Source organism: Bacteroides sp. AM37-9 (assembly GCF_003603455.1).
Taxonomy (GTDB): Bacteria; Bacteroidota; Bacteroidia; order Bacteroidales; family Bacteroidaceae; genus Bacteroides; species Bacteroides xylanisolvens.
This window is the reverse complement of record NZ_QTNF01000007.1, coordinates 2,056-22,848: the sequence shown is the minus strand read 5'-3', so window position 1 is coordinate 22,848 and position 20,793 is coordinate 2,056. Positions and strand designations below refer to the sequence as shown.

The following is a 20,793-nucleotide window of genomic DNA, read 5'->3' as shown; positions in this document are numbered from 1 at the left end:
ATTCATCGTTTCTTCCTGACTTTACCATACTCGAGAGGTGATACTCAAAAAGTTAATTTACCAAGTTCTTCTTTCATCATAAATCTATGCCAACTTCACATACCATTACCAGACTCCATTGAATAGTTCATAAATAAATTAAAATTGAACTATTGACATACCTATTAGACTTATTATTCTCCTTTATTAATCAAATTATTCCCTATCTTTGACTCCAGAAATTCAAACCTAATACAAAAAACCCATGAAGAAACAACTACTCTCTTGCTGCTTGGCTGCATTGGGACTGACAGCAATTCAAGCGCAAAGCTTCAACGAGTGGAAAGATCCGGAAGTGAATTCCGTAAACCGTTCCGCTATGCACACTAATTACTTTGCTTTCGCATCGGCTGATGAAGCTAAAGCCGGCATTAAAGAAAATTCCGCGAATTTCATGACCCTGAACGGTCTTTGGAAATTCAACTGGGTGAGACACGCAGACGCGCGCCCGACTGATTTTTATCAGACTAATTTCAACGACAAAGGTTGGGATGACCTTCAAGTTCCCGGCGTTTGGGAGTTGAACGGCTACGGTGACCCTATCTATGTCAACGTAGGATATGCCTGGAGAAGCCAATTCAAAAACAACCCTCCGCTAGTACCGACAGAAAACAACCACGTAGGCTCTTACCGCAAAGAAATCATCCTTCCTGCCGACTGGAAAGGCAAAGAAATTTTCGCACATTTCGGCTCGGTAACGTCCAATATGTACCTTTGGGTGAACGGACGCTACGTAGGATATAGCGAAGACAGCAAACTGGAAGCTGAATTCAACCTGACTAACTACCTGAAACCGGGTAAGAACGTCATCGCCTTTCAAGTTTTCCGCTGGTGCGACGGTAGTTACCTGGAAGATCAGGACTTCTTCCGCTACTCCGGCGTAGGACGCGACTGTTATCTTTACGCACGCGACAAGAAATACATCCAGGATATTCGCATCACTCCCGATTTGGACAGCCAATATAAAGACGGTACATTAAATATAGCCGTTGACCTGAAAGGAAGCGGCACAGTAGCTTTGGACTTGACAGATGTTCAAGGCAACAGCGTAACGACTGCCGACCTGAAAGGTTCGGGCAAATTAAACACGACCCTGTCCGTCTCCAATCCGGCGAAATGGACTGCTGAAACGCCTAATCTCTACACGCTGACCGCTACACTGAAAAACGGCAACAACGTAGTAGAAGTAATCCCTGTTAAAGTAGGTTTCCGCAAGATTGAATTGAAAGGCGGACAGATACTCGTAAACGGACAACCGGTACTCTTCAAAGGAGCCGACCGTCACGAAATGGACCCGGACGGCGGTTATGTGGTTTCTACCGAACGTATGCTGCAAGATATCAAAGTGATGAAAGAACTCAATATCAACGCCGTGCGTACCTGCCATTACCCGGACGACAACCGTTGGTATGACCTATGCGACCAATACGGTCTATATGTAGTAGCCGAGGCAAACGTAGAATCTCACGGAATGGGCTACGGCGACCAGACACTGGCAAAGAACCCAATCTACGCCAAAGCCCACATGGAACGTAACCAACGCAACGTACAACGTGGTTACAACCATCCGTCCATCATCTTCTGGTCATTGGGTAATGAAGCCGGCATGGGACCGAACTTTGAAAAATGCTACACTTGGATTAAGAATGAAGACAAGACACGTGCCGTACAGTACGAACAAGCAGGAACCAGCGAATTCACCGATATTTTCTGCCCGATGTACTATGACTACGACGCTTGTATCAAATATAGCGAAGGCAATATCCAAAAGCCGTTAATCCAATGTGAATACGCGCACGCTATGGGTAATTCACAGGGAGGATTCAAAGAATACTGGGACATCATCCGCAAATATCCGAAATATCAGGGCGGATTTATCTGGGACTTCGTAGACCAGTCCTGCCACTGGAAAAACAAAGACGGAGTAAGCATCTACGGCTATGGCGGCGACTTCAACAAATACGACGCTTCGGATAATAACTTCAACGACAACGGTTTGATTAGCCCCGACCGCGTACCCAATCCGCATGCATACGAAGTAGCTTATTTCTATCAGGATATATGGACGACTCCTGCTGATCTTGCCAAAGGCGAAATCAACATCTTCAACGAGTATTTCTTCCGCGACTTATCTGCTTATTACATGGAATGGCAATTACTGGCAAACGGAGAAGTAGTGCAAACAGGCATCGTATCCGACCTGAAAGTAGCGCCCCAACAAACTGTGAAAGTGCAAATTCCATTTGACACAAAGAACATCTGTCCTTGCAAAGAACTGCTACTCAACGTGAGCTACAAACTGAAAGCCGCCGAAACACTGCTGCCGGCCGGAACCACCATCGCTTACGACCAACTAAGCATCCGTGACTACAAAGCACCGGAACTGAAACTGGAAAACCAACAGGCATCTAACCTTCCGGTCATCGTGCCCACCATTTTGGACAACGACCGCAACTTCCTGATTGTGAAAGGTGAAAACTTCTCTATGGATTTCAACAAACACAATGGTTATCTCTGCCGTTACGACGTCAACGGCATGCAACTGATGGAAGATGGCAGCGCACTGACTCCTAACTTCTGGCGTGCACCGACCGACAATGACTTCGGAGCCGGACTGCAACACAAATATGCCGCCTGGAAGAATCCGGAACTGAAACTGACTTCTCTGAAACATGCTATTGAAAACGATCAGGCAGTGGTTCGTGCCGAATATGACATGAAGTCGATTGGCGGAACATTATCGCTGACTTACACCATTAACAACAAGGGAGCAGTGAAAATTACCCAAAAGATGGCGGCAGACAAAAGCAAGAAAGTTTCTGACATGTTCCGTTTCGGTATGCAAATGCGTATGCCGGTCAACTTCAACGAGATAGAATATTACGGCCGTGGTCCGGGAGAAAACTATGCCGACCGCAACCACGCGGCAATGTTAGGAAAATATCGCCAGACAGTGGAAGAACAATTCTATCCTTACATCCGCCCGCAGGAAACCGGAACAAAAACGGATATCCGCTGGTGGAGACTTCTGAACATCAGTGGCAACGGACTGCAATTCGTATCGAGTGCTCCTTTCTCCGCTTCTGCCCTGAATTACACCATCGAGTCATTGGATGACGGCGACGGCAAAGACCAGCGTCACTCACCGGAAGTAGAAAAGGCAGACTTCACCAACTTCTGTATCGACAAGGCACAAACCGGACTTGCCTGTGTCAACAGCTGGGGAGCTATTGCACTGGAAAAATATCGTCTTCCTTATCAGGATTATGAGTTAAGTTTTATTATGACTCCTGTATATCATAAAATAAAGTAAAAAACATAGTTAAAAAACACGGTATCAGAGAACAAGAATACCGAATTTAAAGTACTTTTGCAACCGGAAACTAAATTAAGGAATTTAGTTTCCGGTTTTTCTTCCTTAACCCCCTTATCTATATGGATGAACAGCACACTGGCAACAAACGCATTAAATTAAAAAACAGATATTTATAAGTATGAAAAGTAGAATTGTTTTATTTGCATTTTGCGTAGCCCTCTTGTCTAGTTGTGGCAATAAGGGCAATGACACAGGAAAGGTTCCTGAATATGCAGTACAAGAGTTACAAAAAACGACTGCTAATTTAACAACTGCCTATCCGGCTACAATTAAAGGAAAACAAGATGTAGAAATCCGCCCCCAAGTATCGGGCTTCATCACGAAACTCTGTGTAGACGAAGGAGCAACTGTCCGTAAAGGACAAGTGTTGTTCATTGTTGATCCGACTCAATACGAAGCAGCTGTACGCACTGCCAAAGCAGCAGTGGCTACAGCAGAAGCAGCAGTGAGTACTCAACAGATGACGTATGACAATAAGAAAGAGTTGAACAAAAAGCAAATCATCAGTGACTATGACCTGGCAATGGCAGAAAATTCCCTGGCACAGACCAAAGCCCAATTGGCACAAGCAAAAGCACAACTGACCACTGCTCAACAGAACTTGTCATTCACACAGGTTAAAAGTCCGTCAGATGGCGTTATCAACAATATCCCTTATCGTGTAGGAGCATTGGTAAGTCCTTCTATCGCTACACCGATGACTACTGTTTCCGAGATTGACGAAGTATATGTATACTTCTCAATGACAGAAAAGGAATTGCTGGCAATGACCAAGTCCGGTAGCACTATCAAAGAAGAAATCAGCAAAATACCGACTATCAAACTGCAATTAATTGATGGTTCCACATACGATATAGAGGGTAAAGTAGATGCTATCACAGGTGTTATCGACCAATCTACCGGTTCGGTAAGCATCCGTGCTATCTTCCCGAATAAGGAACATGTATTGCGTAGCGGAGGTACTGCAAACGTTCTGATTCCTTATACCATGGAGAATGTAATCACTATACCGCAGTCTGCAACAGTAGAAATCCAGGATAAGAAGTTCGTTTATGTTTTGCAACCGGACAACACGGTAAAATATACAGAAATCAAAATCTTCAATCTGGATAACGGAAAAGAGTACTTGGTTACTTCCGGTTTGAATTCAGGAGATAAAATCGTAATCGAAGGAGTACAAAACCTGAAAGACGGTCAGAAGGTTCAGCCTATCACACCGGCGCAAAAAGAAGCAAACTATCAACAACATTTGAAAGACCAACACGACGGTAATTTAGCCACAGCCTTCAACTAATAATCAGATAATCATTATGAAATTAGATAGATTTATTAACCGTCCGGTACTATCAACCGTTATTTCTATCCTGATAGTCATCCTGGGGGCTATCGGATTGGCGACACTGCCTATCACGCAGTATCCGGACATCGCGCCTCCTACCGTTTCGGTAAGAGCCACCTATACGGGAGCCAGTGCATCGACCGTATTGAATTCCGTGATTGCTCCGTTGGAGGAACAAATCAACGGTGTAGAAAACATGATGTATATGACCTCAACTGCGTCAAACACGGGTTCCGGTGATATATCCATATATTTCAAACAAGGAACAGACCCGGACATGGCCGCCGTCAATGTGCAAAACCGTGTCTCTATGGCACAAGGTCTGCTGCCTGCCGAAGTAACTAGAGTCGGTGTAACCACTCAAAAACGCCAGACTTCCATGCTGGTAGTATTCTCTCTATATGATGAGACAGATACATATAGCGAATCGTTTATTGAAAACTATGCTAAGATCAACCTGATTCCTCAAGTTCAACGTGTACAGGGTGTAGGTGACGCCAACGTTTTGGGTCAGGATTATTCTATGCGTATCTGGTTACGACCGGACGTCATGGCACAATACAAACTCGTTCCCGGTGATGTTTCCGCTGCTCTGGCAGAACAGAATGTCGAAGCTGCTCCAGGACAGTTCGGTGAACGCAGTAACCAGACTTTCCAATACACCATCCGTTATAAAGGACGCTTGCAACAGCCTGAAGAGTTTGAAAATATCGTTATCAAATCTCTTCCTGACGGTGAAGTACTTCGTCTGAAAGATATAGCAGAAATTCAGCTGGACCGCTTGGGATATAACTTTACCAACCGGGTAGACGGGCACAAGTCTGTGACTTGTATCGTATACCAGATGGCAGGAACCAATGCGACACAGACCATCAGTGATATTGAGGCATTGTTGGATGAAGCATCAAAAACGTTGCCTACCGGATTGAAGCTGAACATCTCCATGAATGCCAACGACTTCCTTTTCGCTTCTATCCATGAAGTGTTGAAAACGTTGATCGAAGCATTTATCCTGGTGTTTATCGTAGTGTATATCTTCTTGCAGGATTTACGTTCCACATTGATTCCGACTATCGCCATTCCGGTAGCTCTGATCGGTACTTTCTTCATCTTGTCCCTGGTAGGATTCAGTTTGAACTTGTTGACGTTATGTGCGCTCGTGCTTGCTATCGCGATTGTGGTCGACGATGCGATTGTGGTCGTCGAGGGTGTGCATGCCAAGCTTGACCAAGGTTATACATCTGCCCGTCTGGCTTCTATCGATGCCATGAATGAATTGGGTGGTGCTATCGTATCTATTACGCTGGTCATGATGGCCGTATTCGTTCCGGTAAGTTTCATGGGAGGTACAGCAGGAACATTCTATCGTCAGTTCGGTATGACTATGGCAATCGCTATCGGTCTGTCCGCATTGAACGCATTGACTTTGAGTCCGGCTTTGTGTGCCGTTCTTCTGAAACCTCACAAAAAAGAAGACGGAACAACGGAAGACTCCACATTGAAAGAACGTATGAAAGTAGCCTATACGGCAGCCCATACAACCATGATCAACAGATATACCGAGGCTATCGGAAAGATGTTGCATCCGGGAATTACACTTACTTTCACGCTTATTGCCATTCTTGGCATGATCTTTGGTTTGTTCAGTATCAATCCGATAGTTACTGCAATTTTCGTAGTGCTTAGTATTCTGGCACTGATCGGAATGAGTACGAAGAAGTTTAAAAACAGATTCAACGATACATACGAATCAATCCTGAAACGTTATAAGAAACGAGTATTGTTCTTTATCCAGAAGAAATGGTTGTCTATGGGATTAGTTGTCGCTTCCATTGCAATACTTGTATTCTTCATGAACACCACTCCGACAGGTATGGTGCCTAATGAAGATACCGGAACGCTGATGGGAGCAGTGACATTGCCTCCGGGTACTTCCCAAGACCGTTCTGAAAAAATCCTGGCACGTGTAGACAGTCTGATCGCTTCCGATCCTGCGGTATTGTCACGTACCATGATTTCCGGATTCAGCTTTATCGGTGGGCAGGGACCGTCATACGGTTCTTTCATCATCAAATTGAAAGACTGGGACGAACGTTCCATGATACAGAATTCAGACGTTGTAGTCGGTTCCTTATATATGCGTGCACAAAAGATTATCAAAGAAGCACAGGTATTGTTCTTCGCTCCTCCTATGATCCCGGGTTACTCGGCATCTACAGATATTGAGGTAAATATGCAAGATAAGACCGGCGGTGACCTGAACAAATTCTTCGATGTGGTTAATGATTATACGGCAGCACTGGAAGCACGTCCGGAAATCAATTCGGCAAAGACTTCCTTCAACCCGAATTTCCCGCAATACATGATCGACATCGATGCAGCAGTTTGTAAAAAAGCAGGTATCAGCCCGAGCGATATCCTCACTACCATGCAAGGATATTACGGAGGTTTGTATGCATCCAACTTCAACCGTTTCGGTAAGATGTATCGTGTTATGATTCAGTCAGATCCATTGTCACGCAAAAACTTGGAATCTTTGAAGAATATCAAGGTGCGTAATAGTGCAGGTGAGATGGCCCCGATTGCCCAGTTCATCTCTGTGGAGAAAGTATATGGTCCGGATATTATCAGCCGTTTCAACCTTTATACCTCTATGAAAGTAATGGTAGCTCCGGCAAGCGGTTATACATCCGGTCAGGCATTGACTGCCCTCGCCGAGGTTGCCCAAGAAAACCTGCCTACCGGTTATACGTATGAATTAGGAGGTATGGCGCGTGAAGAGGCTCAAAGTAGCGGAAGTGCTACCGGACTGATTTTTGTGCTCTGTTTCGTATTCGTTTACTTATTGTTGAGTGCACAGTACGAAAGTTACATTCTTCCGCTGGCTGTATTGTTATCCGTTCCGTTCGGTCTGTTAGGAAGCTTCCTATTTGTGAACGGTGTAAGTGCTATCGGTAATATTTCGGCATTGAAGATGATTCTGGGTACGATGTCCAATAATATCTATATGCAGATCGCGTTAATCATGTTGATGGGTCTGTTGGCAAAGAATGCCATCTTGATTGTAGAGTTCGCCCTCGACCGTCGTAAGATGGGTATGAGTATCACTTGGGCAGCTGTATTGGGTGCCGGTGCACGTCTCCGCCCGATTTTGATGACATCATTGGCTATGGTAGTCGGTTTGCTTCCGTTGATGTTTGCCTTCGGTGTAGGTGCTCACGGTAACCGTACACTAGGTACAGCTTCTATCGGTGGTATGTTAATCGGTATGATTTGCCAGATTTTTATCGTTCCTGCACTGTTTGTAGTCTTCCAGTACTTACAAGAGAAGGTTAAACCGATGGAATGGGAAGATATCGACAATACAGATGCCGTAACAGAGATTGAACAATACGCTAAATAATGAAATTCGATATGAAGAAACAGATTCTATATATGTTGTGCGCAACTGCTCTCTTGAGCAGCTGCCACATCTATAAGTCGTATGACAGACCCGAAGACATCACTACTTCCGGCCTGTATCGCGATCCGGTAGCGGATAATGATACACTGGTTTCGGATACAGCCAACTTCGGTAATCTGCCGTGGAGAGAAGTCTTCACCGACCCGCAACTCCAGTCTCTCATCGAAACGGGACTGAAACAAAATACAGACCTCTTGTCCGCCGCTCAAAATGTGAAAGCAGCAGAAGCGTCCCTCATGTCGGCACGCCTGGCTTATGCCCCGTCATTAGGATTGTCTCCGCAAGGAACGATCAGCAGCTTTGACAAGAATGCAGCTACAAAAACTTATTCATTACCTGTCACAGCCAGTTGGCAAATCGATTTATTCGGTCAGTTGCTGAACGCCAAACGAGGTGCCCAAGTTGCTCTGAAGCAAACAAAGGCTTATCGCCAGGCAGTACAGACACAGGTGATCTCTAACATCGCCAATATGTATTATACATTAATGATGTTGGACCGCCAGTTGGAAATAACCAAAGCTACGGCAGAAATCCTGAAAAAGAATGCCGAAACAATGGAAGCCATGAAGGACGCTGCCATGTACAACATCAATTCTGCCGGCGTGGAACAAAGCAAAGCTGCTTATGCGCAGGTACTCGCCAGCATCCCCGATATCGAACAGAGCATCCGCGAAACGGAAAACGCATTGTCTACTCTTTTAGGCGAAGCTCCCCACGCCATCAAACGTGGTGTATTGGAAGCACAAGTGCTTCCGACCGAACTTTCGGCTGGTGTACCCATCCAGTTATTATCCAATCGTCCGGACGTAAAAGCAGCAGAAATGTCATTGGCAGGCTGCTATTATGACACCAACTCCGCACGTGCCGCTTTCTATCCGCAAATCACGCTTAGCGGTTCGGCAGGATGGACTAATAATTCCGGAGCCGGCATCGTTAATCCTGGTAAATTACTGGCTTCTGTTGTCGGTTCGCTGACACAGCCATTGTTCTACCGGGGACAAAACATTGCTCGTCTGAAAGCTGCCAAAGCCCAGGAAGAATCTGCGAAGTTATCTTTCCAGCAGGCCTTGTTGAATGCCGGTAGTGAAGTCAGCAATGCGCTAAGTTTATACCAAAAGACGAGTGAAAAGGTAGAATCTCGTCAAATGCAAGTAGAATCTGCAAAAAAAGCTTCGGAAGATACAAAAGAATTGTTTAACTTAGGGACTTCAACCTACCTGGAAGTATTGTCTGCACAGCAGGCTTACTTGAGCGCACAAATCTCACAGGTTTCTGATTGCTTTGACCGGATGCAGGCCGTAGTAAGCCTTTACCAGGCACTGGGTGGTGGAAGAGAAGAATAACTTTAAACATATACTATTATGATTAGTCCGTTAGCTTACGTAGATCCCGAAGCAAAGCTGGGCAAGAATGTAACTGTTCTGCCTTTTGCCTACATTGAAAAGAATGTAGAGATCGGGGATGACTGCGTCATCATGTCTTACGCTAGTATCCTGCAAGGTACTAAAATGGGAAAAGGAAACAAGGTACATCAGAATGCTGTCCTCGGAGCGGAACCACAAGATTTCCACTATACCGGTGAAGAAAGCAGCCTGATTATCGGAGATAATAACGATATTCGTGAGAATGTAGTAATCAGCCGCGCTACATTTGGCGGCAATGCTACCAAAATCGGAAACGGAAACTACCTGATGGACAAAGTACATCTTTGCCATGATGTACAAATCAACAATAACTGTGTAGTAGGCATCGGCACTACTATCGCTGGTGAATGTACGTTGGATGACAGTGCTATTCTAAGTGGAAACGTTACCCTGCATCAGTATTGCCACATAGGTAGCTGGACATTAGTACAAAGCGGCTGCCGTATATCTAAAGATGTACCTCCGTACGTTATCATGTCAGGAAATCCGGTAGCATATCATGGCGTAAACGCCGTAGTTCTTTCTCAACATCGCAATACATCAGAAAGAATCCTTCGTCACATCGCTAATGCATACCGTTTGATTTATCAGGGTAATTTCAGTGTTCAGGATGCCGTACAGAAAATTATCGATCAGGTTCCTATGAGTGAAGAAATCGAGAATATTGTAAATTTCGTGAAGAACTCGGAAAGAGGTATTGTGAAATAAACAATGTAATATCTATAAGAAGAAAGGGTGATGCTTAAAGAAAAGCGTCACCCTTCTTTTTTATAGATGGATGACGCAATAGATAATATTTTTACAAATGGAGGATATTTCAGTGATTCAGCGACATTAGTGATTCATCTTCAAATCCAGAGATTCAATTCATCATTCAAATTCCAAAGTACCGAAGAAATCGGGGCGATGGAAATCCGGTTGGTCAATCTCTATTGGATTCCATGAAAGGAAATGAGGAGTCTGCAACTCATCACCACACTTATAGAAATTAGCTTTTATCTCCTTTCCATCGAGTGATTCAATCTGATGCTTAAAGAATACAGCATACGGAATGATGAGAGCAACTTCCCAGTCTGTCTCCTCGACACGTTCTGCAAAAGGCTGATTACCCAGACTAGACCAACGTTGCACGAGAGCAGTCACTTCTTTCGGTGCATGTTCCCGGTTGTTACGAACAGGACCGGCACCTACCAGGATAGTTCCGATGCAATTACATTCTATATTATAATAGATCCCGTCACCTGCAGGTATAGAAAAGAATTCTACACAGGAATCAGTCCATACAGAACCGTTATCTTCGCCGTATTTGGCACGTACACTCTCCTCTTTCACTTTAAAGTGTAGCAAAATTGAGTTCTGCGTATGAGCAATGCGAAAGTTCACTTTGGGTTTGTATGGATATTCAGCCCAATTGACACACTGAACCGGCTGAAAATCTATTTTTTCTTCATCGAATAATTTAGGAAGCGAACAAGCCTCCACGTTAGCCGCACTAATTTTCTTTACTTTCATATATCTTTCGTTTGAATGATACAAATATAGTTACTTTCTTCTAATAAGATTCACTGAAATCGAATAAAAACAATATATTTAGATTGGGTGCTGTCTATTAGTAACTTACAAAGTTAGTTCCTCAAATTTGTACTTATCTTGCCTTGTTTGAACGACACAAAGATAGGATTAATTATGTATAAGGCATAATTTTGAGATTAGAATTTTAGTCTGCATTTAGATGTGACAATTCATATTTAGATAAAAAAAGCCAGCTATCATCACTGACAACTGGCTATATTTTAATTATTTATTGAGTAGACTTTCTAAGGTCATTTTCAATATACTTTGTTTCTCTTCACTTTTAGCTTCTAGGACTCTTTTTACTATAGCATCTGGCATTTGTTTTAAAGCGTCACAAACAAGTTTATACCCATGTTCTGTAGACAGGTCGGCAACTACAGTAATCAAGTATCTTTTAGCGATAAAGGAATTGTCAAATTTAGTTCGTGCTGCATCCAAAAAGTATTTAGCACGTTCCAGATTATAATCTGTTTTTATTTCTTTACCTGCAATCAAATTACAGTATGCTGTCTTTCCCAACTTACCAGGAGCAAAACAAGCAATATAGCCTATCGTAGTGGTTGGATAACCTAAATCGGCAAGTTCTTTTGTAAATTTTGCCAACTCATTTTGGGGATTAAATAGTGCCGCGCCATTAGCATAATCTGCACCACTCCACGGGTCAGTAATTGTGTTTGTTTCAGAGAGAATCTCTTTAGTGTTCTCATTGCTGTAACATTCATACAAGAACAGCTTTTCTTCATCTAAACCTGTTTCTTCGGCTGCCGTATATCTATGTTGTCCCTCAACAATGGCAACATACTTACTTGCTTCTTCATCCGGTATATCCTCTTTCGTAATAGGATGCACCAAAGTACAGCCGTCATTTACCGCTTTTTGTCCGTCTACATACATTAAAGGGACAAGATTCATTCCAAATTTCTCAAAGGACTTTTTCTTTCTTGAAATGTTCTTTGAATTAACACTACGATTGCCTTTAATAAAAGCAATCATTTTGCCTCCAATATAGAGGTCTTTTACTGAAATTATTTTATTCATGGTTGAAAAATAATTTAATACAGTTGGCAATATTGCCAACGCTGCGAAGGTAAGAAACCATAAATTACTTTTCGTGAAAAATCAGATTATCTCGAAATTTCACATTTCCTCTATGAACCTTCTATATTTAGACCTTATTTTTTCAATTTCTGGATTAGGCAGTAAGATTAAGGGGAACGACTGCCCGTTTACTGTGAATAGAGAAAGTTTTATTGGGGATTTATTATAATCGCGCGTTAATGCTCTATAATTATCTGTATTTACTGGAATATTGTTCTTGAAACGACCAAACAAGTATAGGATGTATAAAACAAGCTTCTTTCTGTTTGAGGACATTTTTCCACCTTTGTATTTGCTCAAGAAGGCTTTCAATTCTTGTGCAAAATAATAGTTCAAGATTCTTTTGTTTGCTATTTCATTCATAGTGGTAATCCTCTCAATTGTATAATGCTTCAAGTTATCTACTGTTACAATATCATCTTGCAGTTCTAAATAAGCTTGTTTCATTTTATTAATCAGTAGTTGACTAGAGATAGTAAACTTTTTGGTTTTAGTTGACGATTTACCTTTTTTCGTTTCTGTTGGCAACCTACCCACTACTTCAATACTTGCAACATTCATTCCATCGTTTAGGTGGTTGAACAAGTCTAAATATTGGTCTGCTACAGATATGGATAGTTCAGCAACATTACATCCCATTATCATAGCGTACAGCAATACGGATAATCTCCATAATTTTAACGCATCCAGTTCCTCTCTTTCTAAATATTGAGCTAAAGTACTATCGTTAACAAAGACTTCTTCACTTAGCAATAATTTTCGTTTGTTATCATCTATGATTATGGTTTTAGCGAGTTTTACAGCTTCCTCATAATTTATAGCCTTGATATTGTTCAATATAATATGTTTGCTTTTGTCATCTATGCTTGTGGCTACCTGCAAGCATCTCTGCATATAAAAATCTACATATTCATTCATGGTATTATCTTTTAAAATCAATGACTGCAAAGAAACAAATTTATCCAATATTCCAGTCCACTGTATTATAAAAAATAAGGCAGTAAATGAAATTTCACTTACCACCTTAACCTTTGACTTATCTTTCTTAGTTACACCCTGCGTTTCTTGTCATATCCTAGATTATAGAACCTCTTAAACATTTCCCAAATGTCCAATTATGGCAAATAGAATAAAGGGGAAACTAATCAAACCTTTACTATCACTTACTTAAAAACTATCAGATTTATTATCCCAATCAATTCTTGTGGTACTATATATGTTATAGCTTAAATCATTGGGATTATTTAAATCAATAATGAGATTACCATAATCTTTAATCATATTGTTCATTTTTTCAATAAATAATCCTTTGTCCAACATGGAATAAACTTTCTTAAAATCCATTGATTTCCATCCTTGGTGCATGAATAAACAGTTACCATATATATCTTCTTCCAGTTCTTCTGATGAATAGTACTTCCCAATAAATGGTGCTTTTCTTTCATTCCTGTTGGTAAATATTTGAATATAAAATGAAAACATATTAAATTCAGATAAATCAATAATAGGTGGCTTTTCATTATTCGCTAACATTTCCCAACTTGTATCTAAATACTTTAATAGTTTATTTCTTGTTTTCATAAGTTCTTGTTTAAAATGGGGATTATTGCAAATGAATCACATTTTGATGATAATATTAAGAATCCTTATTGTCCAATTTATACTACTTCCATAAAATACTCCAGTGTAAGCTTTGCGTCCATATCATCTAAATTGTCAAGGAACGCCTTAGGGTCTTTCCAAAACTCCTCTCTTGATAGTCCGTACTCATCTAGTACAGAATTAATCCCTTCCATCCAATGTTCTGCTGTTATCATATTTGTTCATTTAGTTTTTTCAATTATAAATATCTCCTCACCATTCTCATCGTATTCCACACAACAATTGGTAAGTCCTTCTATGATATAATCTCTTTTTAAGTATTCTATTGGGTTGGTTTTATGTCAATTATCCATTCTTTTATGATTACAGAACCTATTATTTCTTCTATTTGGTTTTCCGTTAATTCTCCTGCTTCATGTTTGACTAGAATTTCTTTTGATAAATTATAATAATCTTCGTTAGTCATATACATTAAGCTCCCTTCCTCCCACAGTCCTAATTCAAATATTCGTATTGGAATACATATAGACAATATATCTTTATCTGGGCATAAACCTTTATAAAAAGAATATAGATTTATACTTTCATCTGTTTTTATACATAAAGCACGATGTTTTATTACAATGGCATTACCATATTGCTTTATCAATACATTTATTTTATGAAAAAAATTTTGTTTATCAAGAGCACAATATATTTCCTTAAAATCTTTAGGAATCCAATAGTATAAACAGTTACCATATATATCTTCTTCCAATTCTTCTATAGAGTTATATTGGTCTATATATGGCTTATCCTTAGCTGTTCTATTTCTAAATATTTCAAGATAATAGGTCAGCATATCATCATCAGATAAGCTGAAATTATGAGGAATACCGTTTGGGGGACAAGTAGCTTTTACCCATGTTGGTTTGGGCATTCCATCATAGGAATATGTAGAATATGGTATTTGGCTGAATTTTATCATACTACTGTGTTCATTAATGACCGTGTTTACTATATTTTTCAAGTTCTTTAATTTGTATATCTGATTGGCAAGAAACATCGAATCCTAAAAAGTACTCTATATCATATTTGATTACGTTTATGTTTTTCTTCACAAATTCGATACAAGAATGATACCTTTTATCAATCCCATTACAATAATTCCAATCTCCCGCTAAATCTAATCTATAGCTATTTCCCCAACATCTCACACCGCCAATTCCCAATCGAACCACCGTCATATTGTTTAAACCTAATAAATGAACTTCTTCTGCCACTCCAGTACCAGCATCACCTACACCTAAAAGCAAAGTTTTTTTATCAATAGTGAAATCAATATCCTTATCTCTAATGATATATAAAGCTCCACCCTGCAATAGTGCTTTTGATGATTTATCTTTCTCCCAATTTCTCCTAACTTCATCCAAACTCTTGGAAGAATGAACGATAGCTGTAAGAGTTGCAACTTCTTTCCATAATTCATCATAAAAAGCTTCAAACCCGTTAATATTATGTATCTTTACAAATTCACGGGAAAGTTTTTGAGGATTAACCACAATAAGAAAGTCAAATAATGGAGACAGAACACTCATGCGCTCATTAGCTAATTCTATTTGTTTTCGTCCTTCAAATTTAGATGGCAGTAATATGATACACCCTCTTACAACTCCAGTATTATTGAAATTGAAGATGATTGTAGGCAAAGTAAGCGGTAAGGCATTGCTACATAAATCTGTCACAACTAAAAAAAGTTTATTCCCTTTCATCATTTACAGACCTCCTTCATAATCCAATCCTGCCAAAGAAATAGGCGATAACTATTAGTATTAAGCCTAAAACTATCCAACCTTCCATATTCTATTTGTGTAGAAATTATGCGATAAACAGTTTCTTGAAAACACTACTATGCTATTCATCTTCCATCAATTTACTTATTATATTACTAAGACGAGTAATAAGTTTTTCTTTTGTAGAATGAGATGTCGTCTCTTCAAATGTAATAGGCTCTTGCGTCTCTGTTATCTCTTCTTTTGTATCATTATTTGATTCAACAATAGCTGATTGGACTTGTTTACTCAATGGTTCAGGAGTAGGTTTGTAATATTTCTCAATTTCAGATTTAAGTCTTACATCATCGCTAATTTCAGCGTTCACAGAATCTTTCTTGTTATCAAAACCTGTTGCAATTAGTGTAATCTTTACATCCTCTCCTAAACTATCATCGTCATATAGTCCCCAAATGACTTCAATGTTTGGGTCTAATTCCTCCATGAATGTATTCAATTCAGACAATTCATTGATAAGAATAGGATTCTCTTTACTGGAATAGATAATATATAATAGCTTTTGTGCTTTTTCTATATCATTATCATTCAATAAAGGAGAATTGAGAGCATCCAATATTGCATTTTGTATTCTATATTTTCCCTTGGCTCTACCCATTGCCATAATTGCACTTCCACCATCTTTCATTATGGTTTCAACATCGCAGAAGTCCCTGTTTATAGTTCCTTCAATGGTGATTATTTCTGCAATACTTTTGGTTGCAGTTGTTAGAATATCATCAGCTTTACAGAACGCTTCTTTAGCTGTAGTGATTCCATCAGCGTATATTTCTCTCAAACGTTCATTGTTGATAACCAACAACGCATCCACGTTTTCTTTCATCTCATTAACCCCCTTAATAGCTTTTACTATTTTAGGCTTCATTTCAAATTGAAACGGGATTGTAACTATTCCTATCGTTAATATTCCCATTTCTTTTGCAATATGAGCTATTATGGGTGCTGCTCCAGTACCCGTTCCACCACCCATTCCCGCTGTAATAAATACCATTTGAGTAGTATCATTAAAAAGAGCTTTTATCTGCTCAATGCTTGTTTCTGCTGCTGCACGTCCTTTTTCAGGATTACCACCTGCTCCTAGACCAGTGTCTCCTAACTGTATTTTAGTAGGTACATTGGAACGGCTTAGGGCTTGACTATCCGTATTGCATATAGCAAAAGAAACATCTTTAATGCCTTGACTGTACATATTCTTTACAGCATTTCCACCGCCACCACCTACACCTATTACTTTTATAATGTTGGAAGCCTGATTCTTGATTAAATCAAATTCAATTATACCATCCATGATTATTTTTCCATTATTTTATCAACAAATTGCCTGAAAGCATCACCTGCCATTAGTCCACCACTTGCAGGTAATCCAGCCTTATTAATAGATACAATGATACTATACTTGGGATTATCAGTAGGGAAGTAACCACAGAACTCTACCGCATACATATCCTTAGTACTATCCTCGTTAGTAGATAATGAACTAGTTCCCTGCATACCTGCAACTAGTACCTTATCAGACTTGGCAGGTTGCCCCAGTCCGTCAGTAACATTAAATACTAGAGCTTTCTTCAAACTATCAATACTAGCCCTACTTGCTATTTGGGGATTAATAACTACTACACTATCCTTATATAGTTGAGGCTGTATCATCTTCCCATTATTAGCGATTGCATTATAGAAGGTAAGGACTTGAATAGGTGAAATAAGCTGTTCATATCCTATACAGTTCCAAGTGATATTTTTTTCTGTAATCTTGTAAGGTTGCAGACTGGCAATTCCATTGATACTATCTGGCTTACCATAGCTCATATTAGTAAGTAAATCAAAAAAGGTTTGAGGATTATCACCAAAAGCCTTCTCCATTGTCTTATAAATGGCAATATTGGAACTAGCTGCCAATCCTTCTTGTACTGTAAGCTCACCATATCCACCTCTATGCCAATTATGGTCTTTAAGTTCTCTGCCTTGAACTTGGTAGATACCATTTCCAGTATCAACCTTATCACTCAATTTCACCTTACCTGTTTCTAAAGCTGCCAATAGCGATATTGGGTGCATCAGACCAGTAGACTGCCATACAGAGAAGTTCTCACATGATTGGTAGTTCGCACTGTCTTTCCTAGTAAGTCCAACCAGAGCTTTTATTTGACCTGATTGAACTTCCATTACTATAACTTGCCCAGATTGGGCATTTATCTCTGATAATTTTTCTTCTAAAATAGAGGTAGCATTAACCTGTAATGTACTGTCTATAGTAGAAATAGGTGCTTGCTGTTTATGTTGGCAGGCTACTATATTAATTGCAGTAATGATACTGATTAATAGTAATCTCAACTTCATAAGCAAAATTGTTTAACGATTAAAATATTTAAATTGTCTAATCGAAAATCTAGTATAAATACCATTATTCATTTCTCGACATTTTAACCAATTGCCATATTCGTCATAGCTATATTCAAATTCTTTTTTTATTCGCTTTCCTCCCCACCAATTATCATCAAACACAATATCATTATATTGATTATACCTAGTTATACCTTGCTTTCTAACTCCATTATCATCATACCATTCTGCATAGGTTCCGTTACCCCTATCATCATATTCATATCTGTTTATATATCGTTTCCCTTGGCGTTCTGAAATAATCTGATAAAGTAATTTTTTATCATTATAGTAATATGTATTTCGTTCTTCAAGTTTTCCATTGTTATCATAGACCTTTGATTCAAGAATTGTTCCTTCATGACTGTAATATGAATGATGTGTTTTCCCATCATAACTATTAAAAGTTGTTACGCCAATTTTAGGCTTTCCCCAATACTCCTCTTGAGTCAAAATTTTAAATTCTCTCTCTCTTCCATCAATCTGTTTTTTAATAATGATACATTCCTTATTTTTAAACTCTATTGTTTCAAGAGAGGTTATGGTGCTACCATTTCCTGTAATAATGTAGCATAAAGTTTCATATTTTAGAATGTTCCCATTATTGAATGTAACCTTCATTTCACTATCTAAAACCTCCTTAGATACTTCCTGAACAGAAAACCATTTACTTACATAATCTTTCTTTACAACATAATTCTGCTCTATCATACATTGTATTAAGTCTTTATTCCTTAAAGACTTATTTAAACGGTTTATTGTCGAACTATATACCATAATCAAAAACTACTCTAATGAAAAACCACTTAATCTTGTATAATCTTTTAAACAATATTGCATTGCCTTACCTGTAGTCTTTCCCATTATAATTAAAGTATCAAATCCCAATGACATCAATTGTCTTACAAATGCCTTGTTTGATAATATGTATTGGGAAATATCCCTTATTTCAGAATCCTTTAAAGTGCTATCATTTTCTATTGATATTTTAAAACCACTTCTTAAAAAAAATGCACTCATTTCATGTCTATAATTGTCATTTCCACTAGTTATAGATACTTTACATAATCTATCTATTTCCCCAGAGTAGTAAGTTTCTTTAAAACTTTGGTTCATAGCATTTATTATTCTCATACGTTCAAATGAACCGTCTAAAAGAGAATTTAATAAATTCTTAAAAAAATCAACGACATTCATATGTTACAATTCAGTTTCTATTCTTTGTTTTAATTTTAATAATTCACGATAGTTATATCTATTGTTATTAATCTCTTCTGTTAAGACTTTAGCCAATTCTTCTTTAGAAGGATTTTTATCTGGATGAGCTTTAGATATAAGTACTCTGTGTAGAGCTTTTGCCTTTGCAATACTTTGTACTATGTTGTTTTCTTCTTTTACAGATGTAGAAGAAAGATGAAATATTTTACTTATCCATTTCAACATATTCAATTATCAATTTGATATTATTATTTATAGCGTATTACTACTTCTCTACGTTCGCCATCAGCATATATTCTGTATCTCTTATTACCATTTTTAACAATGATAGAACCACCTGCTTGGGTACATACTAGTTCATCAGAAGGCAACATATGAGATTTTGCATCTTTCCAAGCATCTGTACCGCTTCTTCCTCCACAACTTGTACAGAAGATAAAAGTGAATAATAAAATTAAGTATTTCATACCTTCAAAAATAAAAAATGTGTGTATTAAAAGACACTTTCCAATTCTCCCAAAGAAAGTAGTTAATCATAGTATTTAAAGTACTAGAGAACTGATAGCATATAATTGGTTGCTATAATACTTTATCTTGTCACAAATATAATAATTACTTAGTTTATTTGCCCAAAGAATTTAATATAAAAATGCCTAATCTCTGGATTTAGTAAAGATTTTAACTGTCTACATACTGTTTGAGAGGTAGGAGCTAGTTGTAAATATGCCTGTTTCATAGTCTATTATTAGTTGTATCTAGTTCCCGATAGATACAATTCTACATACAAATAGGTGCGGGAACTGCCAATGTATATGTCTCCAAGCATCGCCAAACGCTCCAATCACAAATACACAACAGTAACCCGCACCAGACGATATATGAACTATCATTAGATAGGCATATAGCACTAGTGCGGTGTTGTGCACGTTCCTGTGATTGTATAAATTTTGGCGAATTTAGAGACAAGAACTATGCAAAACACCTTTCGTTAATATGTCCTCCTATTTCTAGGATTGGCACAAAGATAATGAAAGGTATTTTATTCTGCAATTAAATGTATCTGTTAAAATGAGAGTTGAGAGCTATTTCTACTCTGAATATCCATAAATTGAGACAGAACTATTCAGAGCATAAATAAGTAAACTCCGATTCATTCTGTCTCAAATCTCAATTATCAGAAGCTAAGACAGTCATAAGTATTTAATAATTCCTCTTGCCTTAATCCCAAGTATCTCTTAGTAATTGATACACTGGAATGATTGAATAACTCCATGAGCTTAACAAGTGCAAGCTCTGAATTATCACTGTTCATATTATAAACCTGTCTGCCAAAAGTCTTTCTAAGAGAATGACACGAAAAATTGCCTATTTGTAGTCTATATTTTTTCTTAATCTCTTTCAGCATGACATTGATTCTCTGAACTGTGTACACTGTCCCCTTCTGACTTATT

19 protein-coding genes are annotated in these 20,793 nt (G+C 38.9%); 5 read left to right on the top strand and 14 right to left on the bottom strand.

What is annotated here, in order from left to right; all coding sequences use genetic code 11:
* The first annotated feature begins 244 nt into the window (after positions 1–244).
* The 5 genes from DW862_RS06845 (at position 245) to lpxA (ending at position 10,349) form a co-directional block, all read left to right on the top strand.
* A complete protein-coding gene (locus DW862_RS06845; protein WP_117811109.1) occupies positions 245–3,352 on the top strand; it encodes a glycoside hydrolase family 2 TIM barrel-domain containing protein in 3,108 nt (1,035 codons plus the stop codon).
* Positions 3,353–3,533: 181 nt separating this feature from the next.
* Positions 3,534–4,709: an efflux RND transporter periplasmic adaptor subunit gene (locus DW862_RS06840; RefSeq protein ID WP_008023959.1), complete on the top strand. Its 1,176-nt coding sequence runs from the start codon at positions 3,534–3,536 to the stop codon at positions 4,707–4,709.
* Between the two features lie 16 nt (positions 4,710–4,725).
* On the top strand, positions 4,726–8,157 hold the full coding sequence (locus DW862_RS06835; protein ID WP_120067535.1) for an efflux RND transporter permease subunit: 3,432 nt from the start codon (positions 4,726–4,728) through the stop codon (positions 8,155–8,157).
* 11 nt (positions 8,158–8,168) lie between these two features.
* On the top strand, positions 8,169–9,560 hold the full coding sequence (locus tag DW862_RS06830; protein ID WP_120067599.1) for a TolC family protein: 1,392 nt from the start codon (positions 8,169–8,171) through the stop codon (positions 9,558–9,560).
* Positions 9,561–9,578: 18 nt separating this feature from the next.
* Positions 9,579–10,349: an acyl-ACP--UDP-N-acetylglucosamine O-acyltransferase gene (gene lpxA / locus DW862_RS06825; protein ID WP_117811115.1), complete on the top strand. Its 771-nt coding sequence runs from the start codon at positions 9,579–9,581 to the stop codon at positions 10,347–10,349.
* Between the two features lie 162 nt (positions 10,350–10,511).
* Here the strand turns inward: lpxA and DW862_RS06820 are convergent, their stop codons facing one another.
* The 14 genes from DW862_RS06820 to DW862_RS26305 all read right to left on the bottom strand — a co-directional run.
* Complete coding sequence (locus DW862_RS06820) at positions 10,512–11,153, bottom strand: carbohydrate-binding family 9-like protein (protein ID WP_118195138.1); 642 nt, start codon at positions 11,151–11,153, stop codon at positions 10,512–10,514.
* Between the two features lie 285 nt (positions 11,154–11,438).
* Positions 11,439–12,254 carry a hypothetical protein gene (locus DW862_RS06815; protein ID WP_120067534.1) on the bottom strand — a complete coding sequence of 272 codons (816 nt, stop codon included), beginning with the start codon at positions 12,252–12,254 and terminating at the stop codon, positions 11,439–11,441.
* 99 nt (positions 12,255–12,353) lie between these two features.
* A complete protein-coding gene (locus tag DW862_RS06810; protein ID WP_243636455.1) occupies positions 12,354–13,232 on the bottom strand; it encodes a hypothetical protein in 879 nt (292 codons plus the stop codon).
* A 249-nt stretch (positions 13,233–13,481) separates the two neighbouring features.
* On the bottom strand, positions 13,482–13,895 hold the full coding sequence (locus DW862_RS06805) for a hypothetical protein (protein WP_070782457.1): 414 nt from the start codon (positions 13,893–13,895) through the stop codon (positions 13,482–13,484).
* Positions 13,896–13,972: 77 nt separating this feature from the next.
* Positions 13,973–14,131, bottom strand: coding sequence for a hypothetical protein (locus tag DW862_RS25825; RefSeq protein ID WP_165601816.1), 159 nt, complete (start codon positions 14,129–14,131; stop codon positions 13,973–13,975).
* A gap of 107 nt (positions 14,132–14,238) precedes the next feature.
* The gene (locus tag DW862_RS06800) at positions 14,239–14,883 is read right to left on the bottom strand and encodes a hypothetical protein (RefSeq protein ID WP_060451151.1); all 645 of its coding nucleotides are present in this window, start codon (positions 14,881–14,883) and stop codon (positions 14,239–14,241) included.
* A gap of 13 nt (positions 14,884–14,896) precedes the next feature.
* On the bottom strand, positions 14,897–15,670 hold the full coding sequence (locus tag DW862_RS06795) for a hypothetical protein (RefSeq protein ID WP_060451150.1): 774 nt from the start codon (positions 15,668–15,670) through the stop codon (positions 14,897–14,899).
* Between the two features lie 139 nt (positions 15,671–15,809).
* On the bottom strand, positions 15,810–17,033 hold the full coding sequence (ftsZ, locus tag DW862_RS06790) for a cell division protein FtsZ (RefSeq protein ID WP_060451149.1): 1,224 nt from the start codon (positions 17,031–17,033) through the stop codon (positions 15,810–15,812).
* A 2-nt stretch (positions 17,034–17,035) separates the two neighbouring features.
* On the bottom strand, positions 17,036–18,082 hold the full coding sequence (locus DW862_RS06785) for a penicillin-binding transpeptidase domain-containing protein (protein WP_165861891.1): 1,047 nt from the start codon (positions 18,080–18,082) through the stop codon (positions 17,036–17,038).
* 12 nt (positions 18,083–18,094) lie between these two features.
* Complete coding sequence (locus tag DW862_RS06780) at positions 18,095–18,835, bottom strand: hypothetical protein (protein ID WP_120067532.1); 741 nt, start codon at positions 18,833–18,835, stop codon at positions 18,095–18,097.
* 75 nt (positions 18,836–18,910) lie between these two features.
* A complete protein-coding gene (locus DW862_RS06775) occupies positions 18,911–19,321 on the bottom strand; it encodes a hypothetical protein (RefSeq protein ID WP_120067531.1) in 411 nt (136 codons plus the stop codon).
* A gap of 3 nt (positions 19,322–19,324) precedes the next feature.
* Positions 19,325–19,567, bottom strand: coding sequence for a hypothetical protein (locus DW862_RS06770; RefSeq protein ID WP_120067530.1), 243 nt, complete (start codon positions 19,565–19,567; stop codon positions 19,325–19,327).
* A 23-nt stretch (positions 19,568–19,590) separates the two neighbouring features.
* Complete coding sequence (locus DW862_RS06765) at positions 19,591–19,809, bottom strand: hypothetical protein (protein ID WP_120067529.1); 219 nt, start codon at positions 19,807–19,809, stop codon at positions 19,591–19,593.
* Between the two features lie 707 nt (positions 19,810–20,516).
* Positions 20,517–20,793: tyrosine-type recombinase/integrase (locus tag DW862_RS26305; RefSeq protein WP_243636454.1), on the bottom strand; the 277-nt coding region annotated here is incomplete at its 5' end.